22 protein-coding genes are annotated in these 25,518 nt (G+C 69.6%); 10 read left to right on the forward strand and 12 right to left on the reverse strand.

Annotated elements, in window-relative coordinates; genetic code table 11:
- Positions 1–2: 2 nt before the first annotated feature.
- Positions 3–1,487, forward strand: coding sequence for a class I SAM-dependent RNA methyltransferase (locus DAT37_RS26955; RefSeq protein ID WP_109527649.1), 1,485 nt, complete (start codon positions 3–5; stop codon positions 1,485–1,487).
- Between the two features lie 9 nt (positions 1,488–1,496).
- Here DAT37_RS26955 and DAT37_RS26960 read toward each other — a convergent pair whose 3' ends face one another.
- Positions 1,497–3,068, reverse strand: a complete 1,572-nt coding sequence (locus DAT37_RS26960) for a CocE/NonD family hydrolase (RefSeq protein WP_109527650.1) — start codon at positions 3,066–3,068, stop codon at positions 1,497–1,499.
- Positions 3,069–3,079: 11 nt separating this feature from the next.
- Complete coding sequence (locus tag DAT37_RS26965; RefSeq protein ID WP_157978712.1) at positions 3,080–4,711, reverse strand: DUF3237 family protein; 1,632 nt, start codon at positions 4,709–4,711, stop codon at positions 3,080–3,082.
- A gap of 66 nt (positions 4,712–4,777) precedes the next feature.
- Here DAT37_RS26965 and DAT37_RS26970 point away from each other — a divergent pair, with 66 nt between their 5' ends.
- On the forward strand, positions 4,778–5,263 hold the full coding sequence (locus DAT37_RS26970) for a MarR family winged helix-turn-helix transcriptional regulator (RefSeq protein ID WP_198654445.1): 486 nt from the start codon (positions 4,778–4,780) through the stop codon (positions 5,261–5,263).
- A 72-nt stretch (positions 5,264–5,335) separates the two neighbouring features.
- Here the strand turns inward: DAT37_RS26970 and DAT37_RS26975 are convergent, their stop codons facing one another.
- The gene (locus DAT37_RS26975) at positions 5,336–6,007 is read right to left on the reverse strand and encodes an SIMPL domain-containing protein (protein WP_109527652.1); all 672 of its coding nucleotides are present in this window, start codon (positions 6,005–6,007) and stop codon (positions 5,336–5,338) included.
- Positions 6,008–6,024: 17 nt separating this feature from the next.
- The gene (gene glsA / locus DAT37_RS26980; RefSeq protein ID WP_109527653.1) at positions 6,025–7,890 is read right to left on the reverse strand and encodes a glutaminase A; all 1,866 of its coding nucleotides are present in this window, start codon (positions 7,888–7,890) and stop codon (positions 6,025–6,027) included.
- Positions 7,891–8,081: 191 nt separating this feature from the next.
- Between glsA and dxs the strand changes: the two genes are divergently transcribed.
- Positions 8,082–10,022 carry a 1-deoxy-D-xylulose-5-phosphate synthase gene (gene dxs, locus DAT37_RS26985; RefSeq protein ID WP_109527654.1) on the forward strand — a complete coding sequence of 647 codons (1,941 nt, stop codon included), beginning with the start codon at positions 8,082–8,084 and terminating at the stop codon, positions 10,020–10,022.
- A gap of 18 nt (positions 10,023–10,040) precedes the next feature.
- Here dxs and DAT37_RS26990 read toward each other — a convergent pair whose 3' ends face one another.
- Together DAT37_RS26990 and DAT37_RS26995 are read right to left on the reverse strand one after the other, a co-directional pair.
- Positions 10,041–11,315 (reverse strand): ribonuclease D, encoded by a 1,275-nt coding sequence (locus DAT37_RS26990; RefSeq protein WP_109527655.1) that lies wholly within the window; start codon positions 11,313–11,315, stop codon positions 10,041–10,043.
- Between the two features lie 22 nt (positions 11,316–11,337).
- Positions 11,338–11,976, reverse strand: a complete 639-nt coding sequence (locus DAT37_RS26995) for a DUF3000 domain-containing protein (protein WP_109527656.1) — start codon at positions 11,974–11,976, stop codon at positions 11,338–11,340.
- A gap of 171 nt (positions 11,977–12,147) precedes the next feature.
- Here DAT37_RS26995 and hemE point away from each other — a divergent pair, with 171 nt between their 5' ends.
- The 5 genes from hemE (at position 12,148) to hemQ (ending at position 17,397) form a co-directional block, all read left to right on the forward strand.
- Complete coding sequence (hemE, locus tag DAT37_RS27000; RefSeq protein ID WP_109527657.1) at positions 12,148–13,203, forward strand: uroporphyrinogen decarboxylase; 1,056 nt, start codon at positions 12,148–12,150, stop codon at positions 13,201–13,203.
- A gap of 19 nt (positions 13,204–13,222) precedes the next feature.
- The gene (locus DAT37_RS27005) at positions 13,223–14,578 is read left to right on the forward strand and encodes a protoporphyrinogen oxidase (protein ID WP_109527658.1); all 1,356 of its coding nucleotides are present in this window, start codon (positions 13,223–13,225) and stop codon (positions 14,576–14,578) included.
- A gap of 354 nt (positions 14,579–14,932) precedes the next feature.
- The gene (locus tag DAT37_RS27010) at positions 14,933–15,406 is read left to right on the forward strand and encodes an RrF2 family transcriptional regulator (RefSeq protein WP_109527766.1); all 474 of its coding nucleotides are present in this window, start codon (positions 14,933–14,935) and stop codon (positions 15,404–15,406) included.
- Positions 15,403–16,635, forward strand: coding sequence for a globin domain-containing protein (locus DAT37_RS27015; protein ID WP_109527659.1), 1,233 nt, complete (start codon positions 15,403–15,405; stop codon positions 16,633–16,635). Before DAT37_RS27010 ends, DAT37_RS27015 begins: the two co-directional genes overlap by 4 nt.
- 66 nt (positions 16,636–16,701) lie before the next feature.
- Positions 16,702–17,397, forward strand: a complete 696-nt coding sequence (hemQ, locus tag DAT37_RS27020) for a hydrogen peroxide-dependent heme synthase (RefSeq protein ID WP_109527660.1) — start codon at positions 16,702–16,704, stop codon at positions 17,395–17,397.
- Between the two features lie 88 nt (positions 17,398–17,485).
- Here hemQ and msrB read toward each other — a convergent pair whose 3' ends face one another.
- From msrB to DAT37_RS27040, 4 genes are all read right to left on the reverse strand, one after another.
- Positions 17,486–17,929, reverse strand: a complete 444-nt coding sequence (gene msrB, locus DAT37_RS27025) for a peptide-methionine (R)-S-oxide reductase MsrB (RefSeq protein WP_109527661.1) — start codon at positions 17,927–17,929, stop codon at positions 17,486–17,488.
- The gene (locus DAT37_RS27030; RefSeq protein ID WP_109527662.1) at positions 17,926–19,296 is read right to left on the reverse strand and encodes a glycosyltransferase family 87 protein; all 1,371 of its coding nucleotides are present in this window, start codon (positions 19,294–19,296) and stop codon (positions 17,926–17,928) included. The genes msrB and DAT37_RS27030 overlap by 4 nt, the downstream gene beginning before the upstream one ends.
- Before the next feature lie 60 nt (positions 19,297–19,356).
- Complete coding sequence (locus DAT37_RS27035; RefSeq protein WP_109527663.1) at positions 19,357–20,922, reverse strand: alpha/beta hydrolase; 1,566 nt, start codon at positions 20,920–20,922, stop codon at positions 19,357–19,359.
- Positions 20,923–21,002: 80 nt separating this feature from the next.
- On the reverse strand, positions 21,003–21,764 hold the full coding sequence (locus DAT37_RS27040; protein ID WP_109527664.1) for a pyrimidine reductase family protein: 762 nt from the start codon (positions 21,762–21,764) through the stop codon (positions 21,003–21,005).
- Between the two features lie 35 nt (positions 21,765–21,799).
- On the opposite strand from DAT37_RS27040, the gene zapE reads away from it, so the two are divergent.
- Both zapE and DAT37_RS27050 read left to right on the forward strand, forming a co-directional pair.
- Complete coding sequence (gene zapE, locus DAT37_RS27045) at positions 21,800–22,819, forward strand: cell division protein ZapE (RefSeq protein WP_109527665.1); 1,020 nt, start codon at positions 21,800–21,802, stop codon at positions 22,817–22,819.
- A 58-nt stretch (positions 22,820–22,877) separates the two neighbouring features.
- The gene (locus tag DAT37_RS27050; protein WP_232840015.1) at positions 22,878–23,678 is read left to right on the forward strand and encodes a tyrosine-protein phosphatase; all 801 of its coding nucleotides are present in this window, start codon (positions 22,878–22,880) and stop codon (positions 23,676–23,678) included.
- A 27-nt stretch (positions 23,679–23,705) separates the two neighbouring features.
- Here DAT37_RS27050 and DAT37_RS27055 read toward each other — a convergent pair whose 3' ends face one another.
- Positions 23,706–24,245: a GNAT family N-acetyltransferase gene (locus DAT37_RS27055; RefSeq protein ID WP_109527667.1), complete on the reverse strand. Its 540-nt coding sequence runs from the start codon at positions 24,243–24,245 to the stop codon at positions 23,706–23,708.
- Positions 24,242–25,474 carry an MFS transporter gene (locus tag DAT37_RS27060; protein ID WP_109527668.1) on the reverse strand — a complete coding sequence of 411 codons (1,233 nt, stop codon included), beginning with the start codon at positions 25,472–25,474 and terminating at the stop codon, positions 24,242–24,244. The genes DAT37_RS27055 and DAT37_RS27060 overlap by 4 nt, the downstream gene beginning before the upstream one ends.
- Positions 25,475–25,518 lie beyond the last annotated feature (44 nt).

The raw sequence follows: 25,518 nt of genomic DNA on the forward strand, positions 1-25,518 counted from the left end.
CGATGAGTGATCGGCGTGGGAGTGATCTGCGTGGCGAGATCTTCGAGGTCGAACTCGGTGCGCCGGGACACGGCGGATTCTGCGTCGGCAGGCACGAGGGCCGCGTGGTGTTCGTGCGGCACGGTCTGCCCGGCGAACTGGTGCGGGTCCGGGTCACCGAGGATCGCGGCGGGTCCTTCTGTCGCGGCGACGCGGTCGAGATCCTGCGTGCCTCCCCGGATCGCGTCGCCGCGACCTGTCCGGTCTCGGGTCCGGGCGGAGCGGGATGCTGCGATTTCTCCTTCGCGACCCCGGCGGCGCAACGGGCGTTGAAGGCGTCGGTGGTCACCGAGCAGTTGCGTCGGATCGCGGGCGTCGAGCGCGAGGTGACCGTCGAGCCCCTGGTGGGTTCCTCGCCCGAGGTGACCGGCGGTTGGCGCACCAGGGTGCGGCTCGCCGTGGACGAGCAGGGCAGGGCCGGGGTGCACGCGTATCGCGGCACCGGCGTCATCACGGATCTGCGGTGCCCGCAACCGGTTCCCGACGCCATGGCCGATATCGCCGATCGAGCGTGGACACCGGGCGCGGATCTGGTGGTCGCCGTGGACGGTGACGGCGTACGCCATATCGTCGAACTCGCCCCCGCGGTCGTGCCCGGCGCGGGCCGCGGTGACGACACCGCGCGCACGGGACCGGGCGGGCGCGGGTCCGGCGGCGACCGCGCGGCGCGGGGTGAGTTCGATCGGCGCGCGAAACGCGGCGCGGGCCGATCCGATCGCGCGAGCCGCCCGCGCGACGAGGGCGTGAGGCGAGTCGGCGAATACGCCGCGACGCCGGGCCGCGCTGACTCCGATCGCGCGGGTGCGCAGGAACGGCGCGGGGCGACCGCGCGGCGCGCCGCGACCCATGCCCCGCGTGACGAGTGGGTGGTCACGGGCAGCGGCCGGGCGGTCGAATATGTCGCCGGTCGACGCTGGGAACTGTCGGCCACCGGCTTCTGGCAGGCACACCACGGCGCGGCGCAATGTTATTCGGATCTGGTCGTCGAATGGTCCGGATTGCGCCCGGGTGACCTCGCGTGGGATCTGTACAGCGGAGTCGGGGTTTTCGCGGCCGGACTGGCCGAGCAGGTCGGACCGACCGGATCGGTACTCGCGGTCGAATCGTCGCGTTCCTCGGTCGCCGACGGCCGGGCCGCGCTCGGCGATCTGCCGTGGCTGGAGTTGCGGGCGGACCGGGTCGAGCGCTGGATCACCGACCACGCGAGCGGGCCCGCACCGGAAGTCGTCGTCCTCGACCCGCCGCGCGCGGGGGCGGGCAAGGACGTCATCGCCGCGCTGAGCGAGGCGGGACCCGCCCGCATCGTCCACATCGGTTGCGATCCGGCGTCTTTCGCGCGTGATCTCGGTCTCTACCTGGCGGCCGGATACCACCTCGCCGAGTTGCGCGCGTTCGACGCCTTCCCCGCGACGCATCACGTGGAATGCGTCGCATTGCTGCACGCGTGACCGGCAGCCCTACGGCATCACCGACAGCGTGATGAACGACGGCCGTCCGGCATCGTGGAACAGCGTCTGCTCGCCCTCCTTCAGCGACGGATGCAGATCGAAGCGCGGATAGTTGGAGCCCGCGATCTCGACGCGGATGCGATGGCCCGCCGCGAACACCTGGCTGGTGGCGACGAGATCGACCTCGTGGACGACATCGTCGGACGATGACCGCCGGACACTGTCGAGCACGTTCATCTCCCGGCCGTCGGGCCAGACGTCGACGAGTTTGACCGTCCAGTCCGCGCCGGGCGCTGTGGTCGTGCCGTACAGCGTCGCGGTGACCGCCCCGGTGACCTCCATATCGTGTTCCAGCGGCGGCGTCGTGAACCGGACGATTCCCGGGTGCTCGGCGTTGACCCGCTGATCGCGCGGACCGATATTGAGCGGGTCGGGCAGCAGCAGCCCGCCGCCGTGGGTCGGGACGGGCGCGGCCGGATCGTGCGGGAACCGGGTCGGTTCGGCGTCGGCCGCCGGTGGCCGAGGTGACAGCAGACCGTCGGGATGCAGATAGAACGGCACCGCCACGGCCCGGGCGGGCGGCCATTCCTGCTCGTCGCGCCAGACGTTCGCGCCCATCACGAAGATCCGGACGGGTGCGCCGCCTGCCGGGAATCCGGCCAGATGGGCGATCTGCTGGATCTCCAGTCCCGCCATCTGCGCGCTCGCCGCGGTACCGAAGGCGAGTTCGCCCGCGGCGGCGTCCTGGGACAGATGCGTCCACGGGCCGATCACCAGCGGCCCGCCCAGACGACGATGGTTCTCCAGCGTGCCCAGCAGGAACGCGTCGAACCAGCCCGCGGTGTGCAGGACGGGCACCTCGATCCGATCGTGGCGCAGCGAGGAGGCCAGTTCCTCCCAGTAGGCGTCGCGTTCGGGGTGGTCCAGCCATTCGGTCCAGAACGGGAATTCCCGCGACACCGGATCCTCGCGCAGCGGCCCGTCCTCCGAGGGGGGCGCGCCGAGCAGTGCCATCTGCGCGCCGAGCCGTTCGTAGGCGGTCGTGTCGCCCGTCGCCGCCGCCTGGAGCAGACCGAGCAGACCCTGCAATGTGCTCCAGTGATGGGCGGATCCGAGCGCGAGCGCGCCGCCGACGTAGGTGAGACCCTCGTAGAAATCGTGCGGGGTCACCGACGCGACCACCGCCTTCAGCGCGGGCGGACGCCGCGAGGCGAGTTGCAGCGCGCAGCCCGCGATATACGAGCCGCCGGTGGCGACGACCTCGCCGTTCGACCACGGTTGCGCGGTGATCCAGTCGACGGTGTCGACTCCGTCGTCGCCCTCGTCCACCCAGGGCGCGAAGGTGCCGTCGCTGTCGCCGCGCCCGCGGCAATGCTGGAACAGCACGGCCATGCCCGCCTCCAGCAGCGGCATGATCGGCATCGTGCGCGCGGTGCGTTCGCCGTAGGGAGAGCGCATCAGGACGGTCCGGCGCCGGGCGTCGTCGTCGGGCCGGTAGAGGTCACCGCGCAGGATCGTGCCGTCGCGCATCGCGATCGGCTGGCCGTGGACGACCGAGACGGGCATGGCATGGCGGGGCATTCTGACTCTCCTCAGGAAAGGGTGTAGGCGTCGTAGACGACGGCCGACGCCTCGCGACGGCCGGTGGCGACCGCCACCGTGCGGCCGAGCCAGGCGTAGTCGGGGTGGGCGGTCTCGAATGTCAGCACGAGCCGGAAGTAGTAGGTGTCGGGATCGACGTCCTCGCCCAGGGCGAGGCGTCGCATGACCTCGTCCGGACCGTGCCGGTGGCCGCGGGTCTGGAGATAGATGAGCGCCCCGCCGTGGGTGCGCAGGGTGTAGCGGGTGTCGACGGTGGCCGTGCCGTCGTCGTGCACGATCTGCCAGTCGGCCCCGCCCGCGAGGACGGTTCCCGACAGCCTCGGCCCGTCGAAGGAACCGCCGGTGATCCCGATGACCCGGCGTTCACCCCACGGTGTGCGTCCGATCGGCAGGATCGGGTCGAGGGTGACGCGGAAGGTGGCCAGGCGTTCCAGGGCCGGGGCCGGCCGGACCGTCCAGGACGGACGCTCGTTGAGCGAGGCCGGATCGAATCCGGCGAGCCGCTTGTAGCGCAGCGAGATCTCGGCGAGTTCCCCGGGCGGCAGCACCGCGTCGATGTCGTCGAATCCGTGCGGGGCGCGTTCGGCCGCCAGGCTCAGCACCATCTCGGGGCCGAGGCCGCGATTGGCGTGCACGATCGCGGCGGTGGCCTCGCGGCGGTGCTGTTCGTAGTGTTCGGGACCGCGTCCGGTCGCCAGCGCGTTCGCCAGCACCCTGGCGTCGATGATGGCCTGCGACGCCCCGTTGGAGCCGACCGGGTACATCGGGTGCGCGGCGTCGCCGAGCAGGGTGACCCGGTCGTGGGTCCATCGGGGCAGCGGGTCGCGATCGACCATCGGGTATTCGAAGACCGATTCGGCCGCGGCGATCACCGTCGGCGCGTCGAGCCAGCCGAGTTTCCAGTCGGCGAATTCGGCGGCGACCGCCTCGGGATCGGCGGGACGGTTCCAGTCACCGGTCACCGCGGCGCCCTCGGTCGGCCGTTCGGCGATCCAGTTGACCAGCACCCGGCCGTCGGCGTCGGGTTCGGCGATCGGGTAGGCGACGAATTTGCGGATGCCGTCGCCCGACATCACCATGCTGCGGCCGGTCAGGAACGGTTCGGTCAGGGTGGTGCCGCGCCAGAGGGCCAGACCGTTCCAGATCGGCGGCCCCTCGTCGGGGTAGAGCGCGGCGCGCACGGTGGATCGGATGCCGTCCGCGCCGATGAGCAGGTCGGCGTCGTGATCGAGGCTCGTCACCGGACGGCCGCAGCGGATCGTGCCGGGGCCGAGCCGTTCGCGCACCGCCTCCAACAGCAGCATCTGGAGTTCGCCCCGGTGTACCGCGTATTGCGGCCACCGGTATCCGGCCGCCCTGCCGCGCTCCTCGGCGGAGATGATCTGGCCGAGCGGATTGGCGTAGACGAGTTCTTCGATCGGCACGCCGATGCGGGCGATCCGGTCGGCCAGGCCGAGTTCGGTGAGTTCGCGCACGGCATGGGGCAGCAGGTTGATCCCGACTCCGAGCGGGCGCAGTTCCGCCACCGATTCGTCGACGGTGACCTCGGTGATCCCGGCCGCGTGCAGGCTCAGCGCGGTCGTGAGACCGCCGATCCCGGCGCCTGCGATGATGATCCGCACTTCTGCTCCAACAGTTCGATAGTTATGGCCATAACAATATGAAACAGGAACTACCGGGGGCGCAAAATGGAGAAATACGAGGAAATGGCGCGGCGGACACTGCCGCAGCGGGCTCCCGGAGCCGATATCGCGACGTTCTCGCTGGCCTACAACCTGCTGCACGCCGCGTACCTGATGATCAACGATCTGGAATCGGCTATCCATCGCCCGCGTGGGCTGACCCTGCCCGGCTTCCGGCTGATGTTCAAACTCTGGCTACTCGGCCCGACCATGCCCGCGCGCCTGGCGGAACTGTCGGTGATGAGCCGCTCCGCCGTCACCAACGCCGTCAACACCCTGGAGCGAACGGGTTTCGTCGAACGTCGCCGCTCCGCCACCGACGGCAGAGCCATCACCATCGCACTCACCTCGAAGGGCGAGGAGTCGGTGCGTGAGGCGTTCGAACTCCAGGCCGCACGCGAACACCTGTGGTTCGCGGGACTGTCCACCGCCGACCGTGACGCCCTCACCACCCTGCTGCGCGGCATCGTCGCATCCAGGCCGCCGACCTAGGACGGAACGAGCGCTAGGTCGCGGACGGTTCGGATGCCGCAGTCGGTTCGGATGCCGCGGACGGTTCGGATTTCAGTCCAATTGCCAGGTGGCGCGCAGATTCGCCGAGATCTCGGTCTCGCCCGCTTCGATCGGCACCGGCGCACCGCCCGCGGGCGCCGACACCGCCATGAGACGGGGCGCGACCGGCACCGGCGACGCGGTGTTCTCGGTGATCTCGATGACCGGACCGAGGACACGCGACGCGCGGACGGCGTATTGCGCGGCCTTGGCGAGGGCGTCGTCCCACGCGGCGTCGCGGGCCTGGGCCAGCAGTCCGGCCTGGTCGGCGACGCTCAGCGCGAGGCCGCCGAGTCGTACATCGTCACCGCCCGCCTCCACACAATCGGCGATGACCGCGGCCGGTCCGGGATCCGCGTCGGGCCCGATCTCGCGCAGCACCACCGTCAGGTCGGTGGTGGCGAGGTAGCCGGTGATCCGGTTGCCCTGCCCTTCGGTCCAGATCGTCTCGGTGCGCACCGACAACCCGCCGGTGGCGATATCGGAGCCGGGAATGCCGTGGGCGCGCAGCGCTTCGGTCACGGCGCCGACCCGCGCGCCCGCCTGCCCGTAGGCGAGCGCGACCTGCTCGGCCCGCGACTCGATCGATACCGTGATCCGCATCAGATCCGGGGTGGCGCGCACCGCGCCGCGCCCGAAGGTCGTGACGGTGCCCGTCGCGGATTTCCTCTGGTTCTTGCCCACCGTGTTCTCCTGATCGGTCAGTAGTCCCCGCCGCGGACGGCGATGGACCGCACCGCCGCGTCCATCTGCGAATACGCTCCCGCGGCAAGCCTTTCCAGCAGCGCCAACTTCAGATGCGGCGCCTCCTCGGCGAGTGTGTCGAATCGCCGCGGCCCGAGAACCGCCAGCCGCACGTTCTTCTCGGCGCGCGCCTCGTTGACGAACGGCGACCCCACCAGCATCGGGATCTCGCCGAACGACATCCCGGCGGTGAGGGTGACGAGCCGATGATCGCGCCGGTCGGCCCCTTCGAAACCCAGCCGCACCCGGCCCTCCAGGATCAGGTACAGCCCCGAGCGCGCGCTTCCGCGCGCCACGATGACCTCCCCGCGCGCGAAGGTGCGCACCTCGAACTCCTCGGCCAGCCGCGCTCTGTCCTCGTGTCCGAGTGCCGCCAGCGCCGGATGCTCGACGATCGGGATGACTGCGGGCAATCGGTCGCCGGGCGGACGGTAGCGCCGCAGCAGGACGTCCTCGCACCACTCGGTCGCGGTGTCGCGGTCCAGGAAGACCCGCCCGCGCGGATCGTCCGGATCCAGGCCCGAGACCGTACGACCCAGCCGCGCGTCCGGGTCGACGAGCGCGACCAGACATCCGGACGCGGCCAGTTCGGTCTGCAATTCGCCGAGCATGTCGCCCGCGATCCCGCTGACCTCGCCGACCCTGCGCACATCGATGACGAGCGCGTCCAACTCGCCCGCCTGTGCCTCGATGGTCCTGACCGCGCGTTCGGCGCCGGCGAACAGCAGGTCGCCGTCGAGTTGGTACAGCCTGGCGCGGTGCCCGTAGGCGGTCAGCAGGTCCATGTCCTCGGTGTCGCGACGCAGTCGCGAAGGCACCTCCGCCACCGTGTAATCGCCGCGCACCGCGGTCCGCGCCGCCCGGGTGACGTGCAGGAAGTGCAGTTCCAGGCGCCGCGACAACGCGCGACAGGCCGCCACACCGCGCACGCTGTTGCCGTGCGCGTCCAGGCGCGGCGAGTAGACCGCGATGCCGATCTGTCCGGGCAGCACGGCCAGGATGCCGCCGCCGACCCCGCTCTTGGCGGGCAGTCCGACGGTGGTCACCCAATCGCCCGCCGCGTTGTACATGCCGCAGGTGGTCATGACACTGAGCACCTGTTCGGTCAGCGCGGGCGTCAGCGCGCGCTCGCGGGTCAGCGGGTTGAGGCCGTTGTTGGCCAGGGTGGCCGCCATGACGGCCAGGTCACGGCAGGTGATATCCACCGAGCACTGCCGGAAGTAGCGGTCGACGGCGTCGTCGGGATCGGATTCGATGATCCCGAAGGAGCGCAGCATGTAACCGATGGCGCGATTGCGGAATCCGGTGCGCGCCTCGGAGGCGTACACCGGCTCGTTCATGGTCAGTTCGCGTCCGGCGAAGCGGGAATAACAGCGGCGGATCCGCTCGAACTTCTCCTCCGCGTCACGTCCGGCGATCAGCGAGGCGGCGGTGATGGCGCCCGCGTTGATCATCGGATTGCGCGGGCGTTCGGTCACCGGATCCAGGCTGATCTCGTTGAACGCGTCTCCCGACGGCTCCACGTCGATGTGTCGGCCGACCGCCTCGGGCCCCCGATCGGCCAGCGCGAGCGCGTAGGTGAACGGTTTGGAGATCGACTGGATGGTGAACACGGTCTCGGCGTCGCCCGCCGCGTACAACCTGCCGTCGGCGGTGGCCAGGCACAGGGCGAACGAATCGGGCTCCACCGCAGCCAGTTCGGGGATGTAGTCGGCCAGGTCGCCGGACCTGTCGGCGCGACACGACTCGTAGACGTCGGCGACGATACGGGCCACCACACCCGGATCGTCGGCTCGCGGACGCACATGCTCGGGCTCGGCCACACGACCACTGTAGGGCGGGTAACGTGGGTCGCGCCGTCGCTCCGGGCCGTGAGTTCGGAGGCGGCATGTCGTGTGGAGCCTCACATTCGGCGCCGGAGTTGCCTGGTGACGGGCAGACGTCGAGCGAGAGCACTGGTTCGGCTCCGTAGACTGATCGGATCAGACGAAAAATCCGGAGGGAGCGAGTTCAGGTGGGAGTGCTTTCCCGGGTCGATACGCCCGAAGATCTGCGCGGGCTTACCGTGGCGCAGCTGCGAGAACTGGCGGAGGAGATCCGCGAGTTCCTGGTGTTGAAGGTCGCCGCCTCCGGCGGGCACCTCGGCCCGAACCTCGGAGTGGTCGAGCTGACCATCGCCCTGCACCGGATCTTCGATTCGCCCGCCGACCCGCTCATCTTCGACACCGGTCACCAGTCCTACGTGCACAAGATCCTGACCGGTCGCAAGGACCGATTCGACTCGCTGCGTCAGCAGGGCGGTCTGTCCGGTTACCCGAGCCGCGCCGAGAGCGCGCACGACTGGGTGGAGTCTTCGCACGCGTCGGCCTCGCTGTCCTACGCCGACGGACTGGCGAAGGCGTTCGCGTTGACCGGGCAGGACCGGCACGTGGTCGCGGTCGTCGGTGACGGCGCGCTGACCGGTGGCATGTGCTGGGAGGCGCTGAACAATATCGCCGCCGCGCCGGACCGTCCCGTCGTCGTGGTCGTCAACGACAACGGCCGTTCCTACGCGCCCACCATCGGCGGTCTCGCCGACCGGCTGACCGCGCTGCGCACCCAGCCCGCCTACGAACACGCCCTCGACGCGGGCAAGCGCATCCTCAAGAGCATTCCGCGCGTCGGCGAATCGGCGTATTCGATGGTGCACGCGGTGAAGGCGGGCATCAAGGACGCGGTGAGTCCGCAGGAACTGTTCAGCGATCTCGGACTGAAATACGTCGGACCGGTGGACGGCCACGACATCGTCGCGGTGGAGGCCGCGCTGCGGCGGGCCAAGGATTTCGGCGGCCCGGTCGTCGTGCACGTGGTCACCCAGAAGGGGCGCGGCTACGAGCACGCCGAGAACCACGTGGCCGATCAGATGCACGCCTGCGATCCGATCGACCCGCTCACCGGCCGTCCGCTGGCCGGGAAGAAGGCGCTCGGCTGGACCTCGGTCTTCTCCGAGGAACTCATCGCCCACGCCGAACGCCGCGACGACATCGTCGCGATCACGGCCGCCATGCCCGGCCCGACCGGACTCGCGCCCTTCGCCGAGCGTTTTCCCGAGCGGATGTTCGACGTCGGTATCGCCGAACAGCACGCGATGGCTTCGGCGGCCGGACTGGCGCTCGGCGGGATGCATCCCGTCGTCGCCATCTACTCGACCTTCCTCAATCGCGCCTTCGACCAGTTGCTGATGGACGTGGCCCTGCTCGAGCAGCCGGTGACGGTCGTGCTCGACCGGGCCGGTATCACCGGACCCGACGGTGCCAGCCACAACGGTATGTGGGATCTGTCGCTGCTCGGCATCATTCCCGGCATCAGGGTCGCCGCCCCGCGCGACGCCGCCACGCTGCGTGAGGAATTGGGCGAGGCGCTGGCCGTCAACGACGGTCCGACCGTGCTCCGATTCCCCAAGGGCGGTGTGGGCGAGGATATCTCGGCGATCGAACGGCTCGACGGCGTGGATGTGCTGCGCCTGGCCGCCTCCGACGGCGGCGCGCGGACCGGACGCGGTGACGTCCTGCTCGTCGCGGTCGGCGCCTTCGCCGAGACCGCCATCCGGGTCGCGGAACTGCTAGAGCCGCAGGGTATTTCGGTCACCGTCATCGATCCGCGCTGGGTGCTTCCGGTGTCGGACACCATCGTGAAACTCGCCGAGAACTACCACCTGGTCGTCACCCTGGAAGACGGCGGCCTGCACGGCGGCATCGGATCGACGGTGTCGGCGCGGCTGCGCGCCGCCGGCCTCGACGTCGCCACCAGGGATCTCGGCGTGCCGCAGGAATTCCTCGATCACGCTACCCGCGGTGACGTGCACGAGGAACTCGGACTCACCGCCCCCGACATCTCGCGTCGTATCGCGGGCTGGCTGGCCGCGCGCTCGGTCCGGGTCGACGCGGGCACCGAGACGGGCGGGTCCACCGTCTGATCGGTCCGGGGACCGGCCTCACTGCTCCCGTGGCGTCAACGCTTCGGTCAGGGCGGATACGGCCAGTTCGCGCTGCCACGGTCGCGCGCCGCCGGATTTGAGGAACCCGTCGATCGCGGACGACAGTTCCGACTCGTCGCCGACCTTGTCGTAATCGGGCAGGCCGTCCCAGCACAGCCGCCGCACGAGATCGGGCGAGAGCAGATTCTCGACCGGGATCGCGTGCGTGGTGCTCAGTTCTCCCATCGCGGCGCGGGCCCGGACCAGCCTGGCCGCCGCGGTCGGATCGCGGCGTTCCCAGCGATTCACCGGGGGCGGGCCGTCGAACGGCTGGGTCAGCGGCGGGAGATCGCTGTCGGGCATGGTGCGCGCCCGTTCGACGGCCGCGAGCCAGTCGCGGGAGTACCGGCGCTGGCGCGGGCCGCCGAAGACCGGCAATGTCCGCAACTGCGCGATGGTCTTGGGGTCGGCGGTGGCGGCGGACACGATCGCCGCGTCGGGCAGGATGCGGGCGGGCGCCACATCCCGCGCCCGCGCCAGTGCGTCGCGCGCGGTCCACAACTCGCGCACGACGGCCAGCTGTCTGGCGCGGCGCAGCGTGTGGATTCCGGAGGTCCGCCGCCAGCGATCGGGTTTGGGAGCCGACGGTTCGGTGGTCCGCACGTGCTCGAATTCCTGCGCGGCCCAATCGGATTTGCCCTGTTCGTCCAGGGCGGCGGCGACCTCGTCGCGTAGTTCGAGCAGTAATTCGACATCGAGTGCCGCGTAGTTGAGCCATTCGTCGGGTAACGGTCTGGTCGACCAGTCGGCCGCCCCGTGCCCCTTGCGCAGCGCGCGCCCGAGCAGGCGTTCGACCATCGCCGCCAGCCCGACCCGTTCGAAGCCCGCCAGTCTGCCGCCGAGTTCGGTGTCGAACAGCCGCGCCGGGCGCAGCCCGAGTTCGGCCAGTCCGGGCAGATCCTGGTCCGCGGAGTGCAGCACCCATTCCAGGTCGTTGATCGCCTCGGCCAGCGGGCCGAGCGCGTCGGTGACCGGAATCGGGTCGACCAGGAAGGTGCCCGCACCGGCCCGGCGTAACTGGATCAGGTAGGCACGCGCCGAGTAGCGGAAACCGGACGCCCGTTCGGCGTCGACCGCGAGTGGTCCGCTACCCGAGGCGATCTTCGCGGCGGCGGCGGCGACCTCGGCCGCCGTGACCAGGACCGGTGGCACACCATCGGCGGGCGCGAGCAGGGGTTCTGCTGTGCTTTCCTCCACGATGTGCCCTTTTTCGGGCTCGTCTGCTACCGGCATAGACCTGCACTTTACGTTGCTGTCAACTGAGGTCGTTGCCCGTGTACGAGTCCGGCCGCAGATGTGTGATACCGGCGGGCGGCAAACCGGCCGAATAGGCGAGCACCTCGCAGAAGGCTTCGACGTGCGGGCGCATATCCGTGGTCACCGCCGTCCACGAGGCCCGTAGCTCCAATTGATGGGCGCGCGGCGGTCCCGCGATATCGCCGTAGCGCACCGAACTGGTCGAGGTGACGGTGCCGCCGAGCGCGGTGTACGGCTCGGTCCGCGAGTCCAGCGCCTCGACCAGCCAGCTCCACGCCACCTCGGGCAGCAGCGGGTCGGTGGCGAGCGAGGCGTCGATATCGGCCTGGATATAGGCGACCAGCCGGAAGACGCCGTGCCAGGCGTCGTCACCGTCGGGGTCGTGTAGGAGTATCAGCCTGCCGAAGGCATCGCCCTCGGAATCGACCGGAACCACGGGGGTCTCGGGGTGTTTGACCTCGGCGCCGACCGCATAGGAGTACGGGGCGAGGCGTTGCGGCGGCCGGATGGGCGCAAGCTCGATCCGGGGGTGCACAGTTGCGGAGCCCATCGCCTCGACCGCAGCGCGAAACGGAGCTGGTTCGCCATCGGATCCCTCGGTCGGTGCGGCGCCGTCGCGGATGTCGAGCGGTGTCACGGATGCGACGGTAGACCTTGTGCACCCGGCGGGGTCGGAGGCGCGCCGCACGCGGGGGTCCCGCGGCCGCGAGGGGGTTTCGGCGGGCTCCGGTGAGATCGACTCGGAAGGTCTCCGCGCGGCGGTGGGCCGACGCCTGCCGGTCCGGTGGCCCGCATACGATGAGCGGTGATGAGCACTCAAACCCGCCGCCGGTTGACCGATGCCCCGTTCCTGGCCGCCGCCACCGGTGGCGAGCCGAGCAGGCGCCCGGTCTGGTTCATGCGGCAAGCCGGACGGTCGCTGCCCGAGTATCGCGAGTTGCGCAAGGGCATAGGCATGCTCGAGTCGTGTTTCGATCCGGAGCTGGTGTGTGAGATCACCATGCAGCCGATCCGCAGGCACGGCGTGGACGCGGCGATCCTGTTCTCCGACATCGTGGTTCCGCTCAAGGCCGCCGGGATCGACCTGGACATCGTGCCCGGTGTCGGACCCGTCATCGCCTCGCCGGTCCGTACCGTCGCGGATGTGAAGGCGTTGCCGCGCCTGCGTCCGGAGGAGGTCGGGGCCGTCACCGACGGGGTGCGGCTGCTCACCGAAGCGCTGGGTGACACCCCGCTGATCGGCTTCGCGGGCGCACCGTTCACCTTGGCGTCCTACCTGGTCGAAGGCGGACCGAGCAAGAATCACGAGCGCACCAAGGCGATGATGTACGCCGACCCGCAGACCTGGCACGCGCTGCTCGGCGCTCTCACCGACATCACCATCGCCTTCCTCCAGGCCCAGCTCGCCGCGGGCGTCGACGCGGTGCAGCTGTTCGACTCGTGGGCGGGCGCGCTCTCGCTGGCCGACTACCGTGATTTCGTGCTTCCGCATTCGGAGCGGGTCTTCGCCGAGATCGCGGACGCGGGCGTGCCGAGGATCCACTTCGGCGTCGGCACCGGCGAACTGCTCGGAGCCATGGGCGAGGCGGGCGCCGACGTCGTCGGCGTCGACTGGCGGGTGCCGCTCACCGACGCCGTGCGCCGCGTCGGCCCGGGAAAGGCGTTGCAGGGCAACCTCGATCCCGCGGTGCTTTTCGCGGGCACGGCCGCGGTCGAGACCGAGGCGCGGCGTATCGCGGCCGAAGCCGACGAGGCGATCACGCTCGGCGCCGCGGGTCATATCTTCAACCTCGGCCACGGCGTGCTGCCCGACACCGACCCCGGGGTGCTCACCGCGCTGGTACAGCTCATCCACGAACTCTGACAGGGGTTACGGTCGTCGTATGAGGATCGCGGTGGTCGGTGGCGGGATCAGCGGGTTGGTCGCGGCGTATCGCTTGCGTACGACGGTCGGCGACGACGCCGATATCGTCGTCGTCGAGCGTGGCCGGCGGGTCGGCGGCATCCTGTACACCGGTGAATTGGCCGGGGAGCCCGTCGATCTGGGGGCGGAGGCGTTCGTCGGGCGCAGACCCGAGGTGCCCGCCCTGCTGCGCGAACTCGGATTGGCCGGGCAACTGGTGGTGCCCGCCGGACGCAGGCCGCTGATCTGGTCCGGCGGTGTGGCGCATCCGATGCCGGAGGCCACGCTGATGGGCATTCCGTCGACCGCCGAATCCGTGCGCGGACTGGTCGACGACGAGACCGTGGCCATGATCGCGGAGGAACCGCACCGGCCGTTCGCCTGGTATCCCGACGCCGATATCGACGTCTACAGCCTGATCGCGAGCCGTTTCGGCGCGCAGGTCGCCGAACGCAGTGTCGATCCGCTCCTCGGCGGCGTGTACGCGGGGACCTCGCGATCCATCGGTGTCCGCGCGGCGGTACCGCCCTTGGCCGCCGCGCTCGACGCGGGCGCGCCCAACCTGACCGCCGCCGTGGCCGCCGCCATGCCGCCGCCGTCGGACGCCCCGGTGTTCGGCGGTATCCGCGACGGCTACCACGTACTGCTGCAAGCGCTTTCGGAGCGCTCGCGCGCCCGGATACTCACCGAGACCGCGGTGACGCGGCTGGCGAGGTCGACGCGCGGCTGGGTGGTCGACCCGATCGGCGCGGTGGATGCCGTGGTCCTGGCCACCCCCGCCCCCGTCACCGCCCGCCTGCTGCGCACCGTCGCACCCGACGCGGCGGCCGCCGCCGCCGGAATCGAACTGTCGTCCTCGGTCGTTGTCGCACTGTCACTGCCGGGCGACACCGCCCTGCCCGACAACTCCGGGGTCCTGGTGGCCACCGGAGAACCCCTGCGCGCCAAGGCGTTCACCCTGTCCAGCCGCAAATGGCCGCATCTGGGCGCCCGCGAGACCGCCCTGGTCCGCGTGTCGTTCGCCAAATTCGGTGACCCCGCGCCACTGTCGTGGTCCGACGACGAGTTGATCGCCGCCGCCGCCGAGGATCTGGCGACCGTCACCGGGATTCGGATCGACCCACTGGAGGCCGTCGTACAGCGCTGGCCGGGAGGTCTGGCCCAATACGCCCCCGGCCACCTCGACCGGGTCGCCGAGATCGAAGCGGGCACAGCCGATCTCGACGGCCTCGCCCTGGCCGGTGCGTACCTGCGCGGGGTCGGTGTCCCAGCCTGTGTCGCCTCGGGCGAACGCGCCGCGCAACGGTTGGCGGCTCGTTTCACGCCGCAGCGGTAGGGCCGGCTGCCACCCCTGAGAGCGGCCGCGGGCGACTGCGCCATCAGGCGGAAGAGTCGCGGAAAGTGTCCCTCGCGGATCGCGTGGCGTTCCCGAGGAAGGTCGCACCACCGAACCCGACCTGGATCGGATCAGCCGGGCGCGCGAGTCGGGACTCTCCCCGTCCTCCGTCACCGTGCTCGCCCGGGCTGCCGGGCGGTGCGGTCCATCGCCCGGGAGGGATTATGGTGCATGTCACATTTCGACCGGCCGAGCGGCAATCGCCGCAGCCTGAAAATCCGCACGCGTCGGAGTAATTGAGCACACGCTCGCGCGATGGTGTTCGCGCTGATCAGCGCCGGTACCGTCGGCGTCATGCAGCTCTCCCGGTTCACCGATATCGGCCTCAGGGCCATCATGCGGCTGGCGGTGAGCGACGAGTCCGACGGCAGGGTGACGACGAGACTGATCGCCAAACAGGTCGCCGTCTCCGAACATCATGTGGCCAAAGCGGTGGCCAGGCTGGTCGACCTCGGACTCGTCGAGGCACAGCGTGGACGCAACGGCGGGCTGTTCATCACCCCCGCCGGTCGCACGGTCTCGGTCGGCGCGCTCATCCGGGAATTGGAGAACGACCGGCCGGTGGTGGTCTGCGAAGGCGATCACCCGTGCCCGCTGGTCGGGGCGTGCCGATTGCGCCGGGTGCTGGCCGACGCCGAGGAAGCGTTCTACCGCGAACTCGACCGGTACACCCTCGCCGATCTCGTCAACGCCCCGACCGCCGGATTGCTGCGCCTGCTCGCCACCCCGTCGTCGCGCGATTCCGCGCCAGGAGAGGACCCCCGATGACCATCGCGATCCCCCGCGAAACCGAACCGACGGCCGACGACCTCGACGTCGTACGCGCCACGCTGCCACTGGTCGCCGCGCATATCGACGAGATCACCGCGGTCTTCTACCGCACGCTCTTCGACAACCATCCGGAATTGATCCGCGAGTTGTTCAACAGGGGCAACCAGGCCGAAGGCACCCAGCCCCGCGCGCTGGCCGCCTCGATCGCGCAGTTCGCGACCCACCTGGTCGATCCTCGGGCGCCGCGTCCGTCCGGGATGCTCGGGCGGATCGCGCACAAGCACGCGTCCCTCGGCATCACCGCGGACCAGTACGCCGTCGTCCACGACAATCTGTTCGCCGCCATCGTCGCCGTGCTCGGCGCCGAGGTGGTGACCGAGCGGGTCGCCGCCGCCTGGGACGCCGTGTACTGGTCGATGGCGCACACGCTGATCGCCCTGGAGCGGGATCTCTACGCGCGATCCGGCGTCGAACCGGGTGCGGTCTTTCGCGAGGTGACGGTCGTCTCGCGTGCCGACGACGTCCCGGGCGTCGTGGTATTCGCCGTCGAGACCATCGACGGCTCCGCACTGCCGGAATTCCTTCCTGGACAATACATATCGGTCGCGGTCCGGCTCCCCGACGGTGCCCGCCAACTACGCCAGTACAGCCTGGTCGGCGCGCCGGGCGACGGTCGTTTCGCTTTCGCGGTGAAACGGGTCGCCGCCTCGGCCGATCGCCCGGCGGGTGAGGTCTCGTCGTGGTTGCACGACAGTGTCGAGGTGGGCGCCACCCTGGAGATCAGCCTGCCCTTCGGCGACCTGACCGTCGATCCCGACGCGACGACACCGCTGGTCCTGGTATCCGCCGGTATCGGCATCACCCCGATGATCGGCATCCTCGAACACCTCGCCGCGCGCACGCCGCGACGGCGGGTGCTCGTCGTCCACGCGGACCGCGACCCGCGAACCCATCCGCTCGGTGCGCGGCTGCGCGAACTCTGCGCGCTGATCCCGGACGCGACCCTCGACCTCCGGTACCGCGACGATCACGGCGCCGCACCGCTGGACCTGTCGGCACTGGACCTGCCCGCCGATGCCGATATCTACCTCTGCGGCACACCGGAATTCCTCGCGACCCTGCGCGAGCAGTTGCGCGCCGTCGCGATCCCCGAACACCGGGTGCACACCGAACAGTTCACCCCGACCGATCTGCGCGCGAGCGCCTGCCCGGCCTCGGTCGGGTGATCGAGCGCACACGCGTGAACGGCCCGCCCCGACACCGCTTCCAGTCCCAGTGGCACGATAGGAATCATGGCGCGACTCGATTACCAGGCACTCAACTCCACCATCCGATACCTGATGTTCTCGGTGTTCCGAGTCAACCCCGGTGTGCTCGGCGAGGATCGGGCCAAAGCCGTCGCGGACGCGCGGGCGTTCTTCGACGGCCTCGCCGACGGTGACGTGGTCGTCCGCGGTGTCTACGACGTCGCGGGCATGCGCGCCGACGCCGATTTCATGATCTGGACCCATGCCGAGCGCGTGGAGGATCTGCAGGCCGCCTACGCCGATTTCCGTCGCACGACAGAACTCGGCCGCGCCAGCACCCCCGTCTGGAGCAATGTGGCGCTGCACCGGCCCGCCGAATTCAACAAGAGCCACGTCCCGGCCTTCCTCGCCGGTGAGGAGGCGGGCAACTACATCTGCGTGTACCCGTTCGTGCGGTCCTACGAGTGGTACCTGCTGCCTGACGAGCAGCGGCGCAAGATGCTCGCCGATCACGGGAAAGCGGCACGGGGTTACCCGGACGTGCGCGCCAATACGGTGAGTTCGTTCGCCCTCGGCGACTACGAATGGATCCTCGCCTTCGAAGCGCCGGAACTGCATCGGATCGTCGACCTCATGCGCGATCTGCGCGCCACCGAGGCCCGCTTGCACGTGCGGGAGGAGATCCCCTTCTACACCGGTCCCCGGGTGGAACTGGACAAGCTCATCGCCGCACTGCCCTGATCGCGCCCGGTGAGCGCATGCCCCGGCAAATCGGGGCATGCGCGGGTTTCCGGTGACGAATACGCTGCGCTGAGCGCGCAGCCCGTTCTCACCGCGCTGCGGTGTCCGCGGGGTGCAGCCGCAGTGCGATCGAGTTGATGCAGTAGCGCTTGTCGGTGGGCGTGTTGTACCCCTCGCCCTCGAACACGTGGCCGAGGTGGCTGTGGCAGTCGGCGCACAGCACCTCGACCCGGTGCGTGCCGAGACTGTCGTCGGGGCGCAGGATCACCGCCTCCGATTTCGCCGGGTCGAAGAACGACGGCCACCCGCAATGCGAGTCGAATTTCTCGGTGCTGCGGAACAACTCGGCCCCGCAGGCGCGACATTCGTAGACGCCCTCGGTCGTGGTGTCGGTGTACTCACCGATGAAGGGACGTTCGGTCGCGGCCTGTCGCAGTACCGCGAACTCCTCGGGGTTCAGCTTGGCCTTCCACTCCTGTGGCGTCAGCTGGATTCTTGGGGCGGGCAGTGACGTATCGGCGTCGGCACTCATGGCTCCACGCTAATACGTTTCTCCGAGGAGGGTGCCGTCCCGTTGCGCGGCCTCGGTGTATCCGCCACGGCCGGTCCCGGCGCGGATTCGGGGGTGACCGCGGTCGCGGCGGACTCCCGATCGAGGGAATCCGGCGCGTCGCGCATCCACGCCGGATCGATGATCCCGGTGGACAGGCGTCCCTCCCGGCGTGCGGCGAGATAGCGGTCGCCGAGTACGCAGAAGATCACCAGCAGCAGTAGCGTCCAGCCGAAGGTGATGCGCAGGTACTCCAGGTTGCGACCGATGCCCTGCCAGCGATCCGAGAGCCACTTGTCGTAGGACATGAATCCGAAGACCGCGAGCCAGGCGGGCCAGTTGCGCACCAGCGAATTGCGCAGCACCACCGTCATCAGCAGCGGGAACAGCATCATCGAGTAGTACATCTGGCCCAGTCCGGGCAGCAGGAACCACGCGGTCAGCAGCACGCCCGACGAGGTCGCGACGAAGAACACCTCGTCGTGGCGGTAGTAGCGGTACAGCAGCCACAGCGAGATTCCGACCAGCACCGCCATGGTCAGACGGATACTCCAGGTCAGCCAGTCGGGCAGCCCGTAGTAGGCGGCGTTGCCCGCGATGGCGCTGTTGAAGTAGTCCCTGGTCTCCAGGAGGTAGGGCAGGGTGCGGGTGAAGAAATGATCGGTGTCCTTGATCAGCGGCCACGCGATCGCCGTCGTCACCACGGGCACGCCGATCGCGCCGATGAAGACTTTCCACTGACCCCTCGCGGCCGCGATCAAGATCAACGGAGCGAGTGTGGGTTTCACCGTGATACTCAGTCCGAGCACCACGCCCGCCCACAGATCACGGCGTTTGAGCAGCAGGTGGATGAACAGCAGTTCGGCCAGCAGGATGCAGCCGTTGACATTCGCGAAGACCAGCGTGTTGGTGACGGTTTCCGACATGAACATCGCCAGCAGCAGCGCAGGGGCGGCCACCGAATTCACGGTGTACTTGAACAGCCGCAACAGCAGATACCAGGCGAGCAGGATCGCCAGCACGTTGAGCAGGATGAAGCACCACCGCGACTTCTCCGGATCGATGATCGCGATCGGTGCGATCAGCAGCGTTCCGCCCGGTGGGTACAGGTAGTGCGGATCGACAGAGTCGAAATTCGCCGTGTACACCGGGAGGCCGTTGAGGAAGGCCTTCGACGCGTTGTACACGGGTGCGTAGTCATCGGTGACGAATCCGTTGACAGCCTTGATGAAGACCCGGTTCAGCACGGTCATGACCGCGATCGGCCACAATGCGAACTTGATCACCTCGGCGGTGGTACGAGCGGTGCGCGGCTCGATCTGTCGAAGTAACACTGGGGCACGGTACACCGGAACCGTGGCGGATAGGTTGCCGGGACCGCTTCGAGCGTGCGAAACGGGGTGATCGGGTCAGGCCGGACACGCCGTCGCGTCGGCGGGCAGCTTCGCGGTTTTCAGATAGTCGAGCAGTGCGCGCTGGGCGCAGCCGGAATGGGTGAAGACCGGGTGGCCCCAGCCCTGCCAGGTCACGGTCGCGTGCTGAGCGCCCGCCGCGCCCAACGCGCCGGTCACCGACGCGGTGCCGCCGTTGCCGACCACCGGATCGGCGATACCCACCATGACCAGCACGGGGATATTCAGTTTCGTCGGCAGCGGCGGTGCGCCGGAGACCGGCCACGCCGAGCAGTCCATGAGCGCGACGGCGGCCGCCGCGCCGAAGACCGGATACTTCTGTCCCCAGGTGGTCCGCAGTTCCGTGGCCTTGGACGGGGTCGGGGGTTGCTGGGTGTCGGTGCACCGGTTGACGAATTGGCCGTCGCTGGCCGTGGCGGCCGATTCCCGCAGCATCAGCGTCGACAACGCGGCGCGGTCGCCGCGCCCGGCCGCCGAGAGCGCGTCGGCCAGTTCGGTGACCCGGCTCGCCTGATCGGCCCTCGGTGCGCCGAGGAATCCGGTGATCGTGGTGAGGAGGGCGTTCGCCGAGATGTCGCCGAGCCCGCCGTTACCCGCTCGCGCGACCAGATCGGCGACGGCGGCGCGCGGATCCGCGCCCAGCGAACAGCCGAGCCCGGTGCACCGCTGCGCGAAACCGCTCAGGGCCGCCTCGGCGCCCTGGAGTCGCTGCTCTTCCTTGGTGACGGCGTCGGTGCCGACGGGTTCGGGGGAGTCGAGGACCAGTTTGGCGAGGTGGTCACCGAATTTGCGGGCATAGCTGAGCGCGACCTTCGCCCCGTTCCCGGAGCCGAGCAGGTCGATGCGCTCCACCTGCCACTGTTTGCGCAACTGTTCGATGTCGTCGGCGGCGTGGGTCGCGTCGAAGGTGCCCTCGTAGGGCTGTAGGAAGTCCCGGCACGCGATGGTGCCGTCCTGGCTGAACTCCGACACCGCCCCCACCTGATCGGCCGCTCCGGGACCGAACTGGCCGTTGTCGGCCAGCCCGCGCCGGATTTCGGCGGGCAGGCAGTCGATCGGCTGCGAGCTGCCGAGGCCGCGTCGGTCCACCGCGACGATCGCGCGGTCGCTCAACAGCGCCGGGCCGCCCACCGCGAGACCCGCCAGCGTCGCGGTGGAGGAGCGGTCGGTGCCCGAGGTCAGCACCAGCGGCGGTACGTCGGTCGGCGTCTGCGCCAGCCGCGCGCGCATCGCGCCGGTGCGGAAACTGCCGAGGACACTGCCCGAGGCGTCGATCGGGGTCGAGTATTCGGCGCAATCGAGGACCAGACCCGAGGGCGCGGGACCGAGTCCGAGCAGATTCAGGGTGGGCGCGGTGCAGTCGCGCCAGCTCAGATCGGTTTTGGGGACCTCGGCCACCGGCGGCGGCGCGGCGGCGGCGGACGTCGTCGGGTTACTCGCGACCCCGGGGCGCTCGACCGCGACGTCGGGACGGTCGGAGGGGCCAGCACCGCAACCGGCGATCATGATCGAGAGTGCCGTCGACAATGCCGATGCCATGACGGCGGCTCGAGTCCAGCGCATGCGCTACAGCCTGCCAGGTTCGGCCCGCTGTTTCACACAGCGGTCGCCGATGTGCCGCCCGGAGACCGCCCGCACGGTCGTCAGCGCCTGGCCCAGCGGGTCAGAATGGTGCCGTCGTCGTCGACCAGTGTGTGCCGCAGCTCCATGGGGCGTCGGAACTCGTGCGCGGACAGTGAGATTCGCCGAGCCGCGCCGCCGACCAACAGGGGAGCGGTGGTGTGGCACAACTCGTCGACCGCGTCGGCCTCCAGCAATTCGCCGAACAGATGCGGACCGCCCTCGCACAGCACCCGGAACAGGCCCCGTTCGGCCAGCGCGGCGAGCAGAGCCCGGGGCGTCACCGCGACACCGCCCGCTTCCACCACGTCCGCGCCCGCGTCCACCAGTCGCTGTTTACTCTCGGCGGGCGCGGTGGCGGTCGTGATGATCAGCGGTGCGACGGTGGTATCGGTGAACAGGCGGCATCGCGGATCGAGGGACGCGCTCGCGGTGACGACGGCGATCGGCGGTGGCGTGCCGTCGCCGTGACCGCCGAGACCCTTCGCGTGCAGTGCGCGCCTGCGATCGGCATCGGTCTTGGCGCCGCCGTAGTTCTCCGCCCGCGCCGTGCCCGCGCCGACCAGGACCACGTCGGCGAGATCGCGCAACAACATGAAGACGGTCTTGTCGGCAGGCGTGCCCAGCCCCGCGGACAGGTCGCCGCTGGTAGCGGCCCCGTCGATGCTGGAGACGAAATTCGCTCGGACCCAGGGGGCGTCGAGTGCGGACGGGTAGGCGTACAGCTCCGCCAGATCGTCGGCGTTCGAGGCTGTGAGCTGGGTCGCATTGTGGATACGCTGCATGAAACAACATCACACCACGTCACTAGGCTTCGTCCATGCAAGAACGTCTCGTCGATCGCCACCCCGAGGTTCCGGCGGATCAACTCGTCGCTCAGATGGTGCCGCCTCCCATGTTCGACGAGGTCAGTTTCGCCTCCTACATTCCGGATCCGGGCGAACCGAGCCAGGCCGCGGCCGTGGGCAGAGCCGAGGAGTTCGCCAAGCAGGTCGCCAAGATCCATCACGCGGCGAACAAGAAGAACCTCTTCGGCAAGAAGAAGCAGATCGACGGCGCGGGGCTGTACCTGGACGGCGGCTTCGGCGTCGGCAAGACCCACCTGCTCGCCTCGATCTTCCACAGCGCACCCGCGCCCAAATCCTTCGGCACCTTCGGCGAACTCACCAACCTGGTCGGCGCGCTCGGCTTCAACAACGCCGTCGATCGACTGGCCGCCAACAGCGTGCTGTGCATCGACGAATTCGAACTCGACGATCCGGGCGACACCATGCTGGTGTCGCGGCTGCTGACCGAACTGTCCGCGCGCGGGGTCTCGATCGCGGCCACCTCCAACACCCTGCCCGGCCAGCTGGGCGAAGGCCGTTTCGCCGCACAGGACTTCATGCGCGAGATCAAGAAACTCGGCGCGATCTTCGCCGCCGTGCGCGTCGACGGCCCCGACTACCGCCACCGCGATCTGCCGCCCGCCCCCGAGCCGACCTCGCCCGAACTGCTGGCCGAACGGGCCTCGGCCACACCGGGGTCCACCCTCGACGATTTCGACGCCCTGCTGAAACATCTGAGCACCCTGCACCCGTCGAAGTTCGGCGCGCTGATCTCCGGGGTGTCGGCGGTGTACATCGACGGGGTGCATCCGGTCGCCGATCAGGCCGTCGCGTTGCGCATCGTCGTGCTGGCGGACCGGCTCTACGACGCCAGCGTCCCGGTCACCGTGTCCGGCGCCAAACTGGATCAGATCTTCTCCCAGGAGATGCTCGACGGCGGATACCGCAAGAAGTACCTGCGCGCGATCTCGCGTCTGCTCGCGCTCTCGCGCTTCGAGGCCGCCACCGCGTGACCTCGGGGCCGATGTCATGATCGGAAGTACCGGGGGACGACGAAGGGAGCCAACCACCGTGGCCGAACATCACCTCATCCGCGCGTCCGTCACCGCGGCCGCCGGACTTGCGCTCGTATTCGGCCCCGTGGTCGCCGTCGCCCCCGCCGCGACGGCCGCGCCTGCCTCCGACACGGCCTTCGATCGAGCGCTCGGCCTCACCGGCGTGCAGAACGCGCGTGACGCGGGCGGTTACCGCACCACCGACGGCAAATGGGTGCGCACCGGCCTGGTCTACCGCAGCGGCCAGCTGAACAACGCCACCCCCGCCGACCTCGCGGTGCTCTCCGACCGCGATCTGCGGGTCGTCGCCGATCTGCGCACCGGATTCGAGCGGGCCGCCGGACCGGATCGCGTGCCCGCCGGTGTCACCGAACACTGGGACGACGTCATCGGCCAGGCCCCGCCGCAGACCTTGATCACCACCCTGACCGGTGGCGACGACCTGTACGGCGCCTTCATCACCGCGCCGGGCGCCAACGAGGCGTTCGCCTCGGTGCTGCGCGACATCATCGAGACCCGCGACGGTGCCGTGCTCTACCACTGCACCGCGGGCAAGGATCGCACCGGCTGGACCTCGGCGGTGCTGCTGACCATCCTCGGCGTCGACCGCGACACCGTGCGCCAGGACTACCTGCTGTCCAACCAGTACCGCGGCGCCGACGAATCCGATCCGCTCAACGGTGTGCAGCCCGCCTGGCTCGACGCCGCCTTCGAGCAGGCGAACCAGACCTACGGCAGTTTCGACAGCTACGTCCGTGACGGCCTGAAACTCACCGACGCCGACGTCGCCGCCCTGAAAGCCAAGATGTTGGCCTGATCCGGAATCCGGATCGGGTCGCGGGCCTCAGAAGACCAGGCGCATCACGAAATCGTCGTGGAATTGATTGCCGACCGGGAAGGTCTTGGTCGCGATACGTTCGAATCCGTGCTTGGCGTAGAAACGCTGGGCACGGAGGTTCTCCTGGTTGACGCCCAGCCACACACCTTTCGCGCCGTCCTCGCGGGCCCGATCGAGGGCGGCCTCGATCAGAGCCGTGGCGACACCGCTGCCGTGGTGGCCGGGGAGCACGTACAGCTTCGAGATCTCGACCGTCGGGCGCAGATCCACCGCCTTCGCGACATCGGGGTCGGCCGGATCGTCCGCGTGCAGCATCGCGTAGCCGACGATGACACCGTCGGCGACGGCCTTGAGCACGGTCCGCGTCGGGTCGGTCAGGTATTCGCCGAAACGTTCACCCGACAGCACCTCGCCGAGGAAGATCTCGATGTCGTCCGGTGTGGTTCCCGGTGGGCAGGCGAGCGGAAAAGTCGCGGCGGCAACGTCACTGAGGGCTTCGGCGTCCCACAGTCCGGCCCGGTCGACGGTGACAGAGGTCTCGCTCATGTGTCCAGTACAGCATGCCCGCGCGGCGATCCGGGACGGCTGCCCGGTTCGGCTCGGGACTGGAAGGTCCTGGTCAGCAAGAGCAACGCCGCCGCGCAGATCAGCGGAACCGCGAAGCCGACCCGATAGGTCAGTGCCGCGGTGATACCGCCGACGACCAGCCCGGCGACCAGGGTGCCCGCGTAGTTGAACAGATTGAGCCGCGCGACGATCGCGTCGAGCGCCGTACCGCTCGCGAGCCGGCCCGCCTCACTGAAACACAGCGGGGCGACGACGCCGATACCGAATCCGGCGACCAGGAATCCCGCGATCGCGAGCACCGGGCCGGGCGCGGCCACCACCACCGTCATACCGCTCACCCCGAGGACGGCCACCCAGCGCACCACACGCCGCGGTCCGAGACGGCGCACCCAGATATCGCCGGTGAGCCTGGCCAGCAGCGACGCACCCTGATACGCGGCCAGCGCCAGTGCCGCGGTGGCCGAACTCGCGAGCAGTTCGTCGGTCAGATAGAGCGCGGACCAACTGCCGACGGTGAGGTCGATCGCGAACACCAGCGCGACGGCGAGTCCGAGCGCGAGAAACGTGCGCGAGGAGCCTGCTCCGGCGTCGGCGGCCTGCCCTGGCGCCGCCCGGGTCTCGGCGGGCGCGGCCTCGGCCTCGGCGCGTCCGAGCAGCCGCGGCCCGACGACCAGCCCGACCACCAGTACCAGCGCCGCCGCGAGGAGCAGCGACAGCCGCAGCGTGACCTCCAGCGCCTCGGTCGCGGCGACGAACAACGCGCCGCCGATCGATCCGGCGCTCCACGCGGCGTAGAACGACGCGAGGATGAAGGTCCCGTAACCGTGCTGGATGAATACCGCCTGCATATTCGTACTCGCGTCGACGACCCCGAGCGCGATGCCGTAGCAACCGAGCGTCGCGAGCAGTACCGCGGTGTTCGGCGCGAACGCGATGGCGCAGCCCGTCACCGTGATCAGCACCAGCCCGAGGCGCAATGCGGTCCGGCTCGACCAGCGAGCCGCGAATCTCTCGGCGGCCAGGCTGCCTGCGCCCGCGAGCAGCGAGGCCAGCAGCACGCCCGCGGCGATGGTCCCGTCGGACAACCCGAACTTCTCCTGCTGCTGCGGCAGGTGACTGAGCACCACGGCGAAGAAGAACCCCTGCATCCCGAAGGCGAAGGAGTCCGCGATCCGGGCTCGGCGCAGGTCGGGTGCGATCGAACTCATCCAAGGAGGGTAGCGGCGGGCCTACCGCCACGCGATCGGACGCG

This window comes from Nocardia aurea (assembly GCF_003123685.1).
Classification (GTDB): Bacteria; Actinomycetota; Actinomycetes; order Mycobacteriales; family Mycobacteriaceae; genus Nocardia; species Nocardia aurea.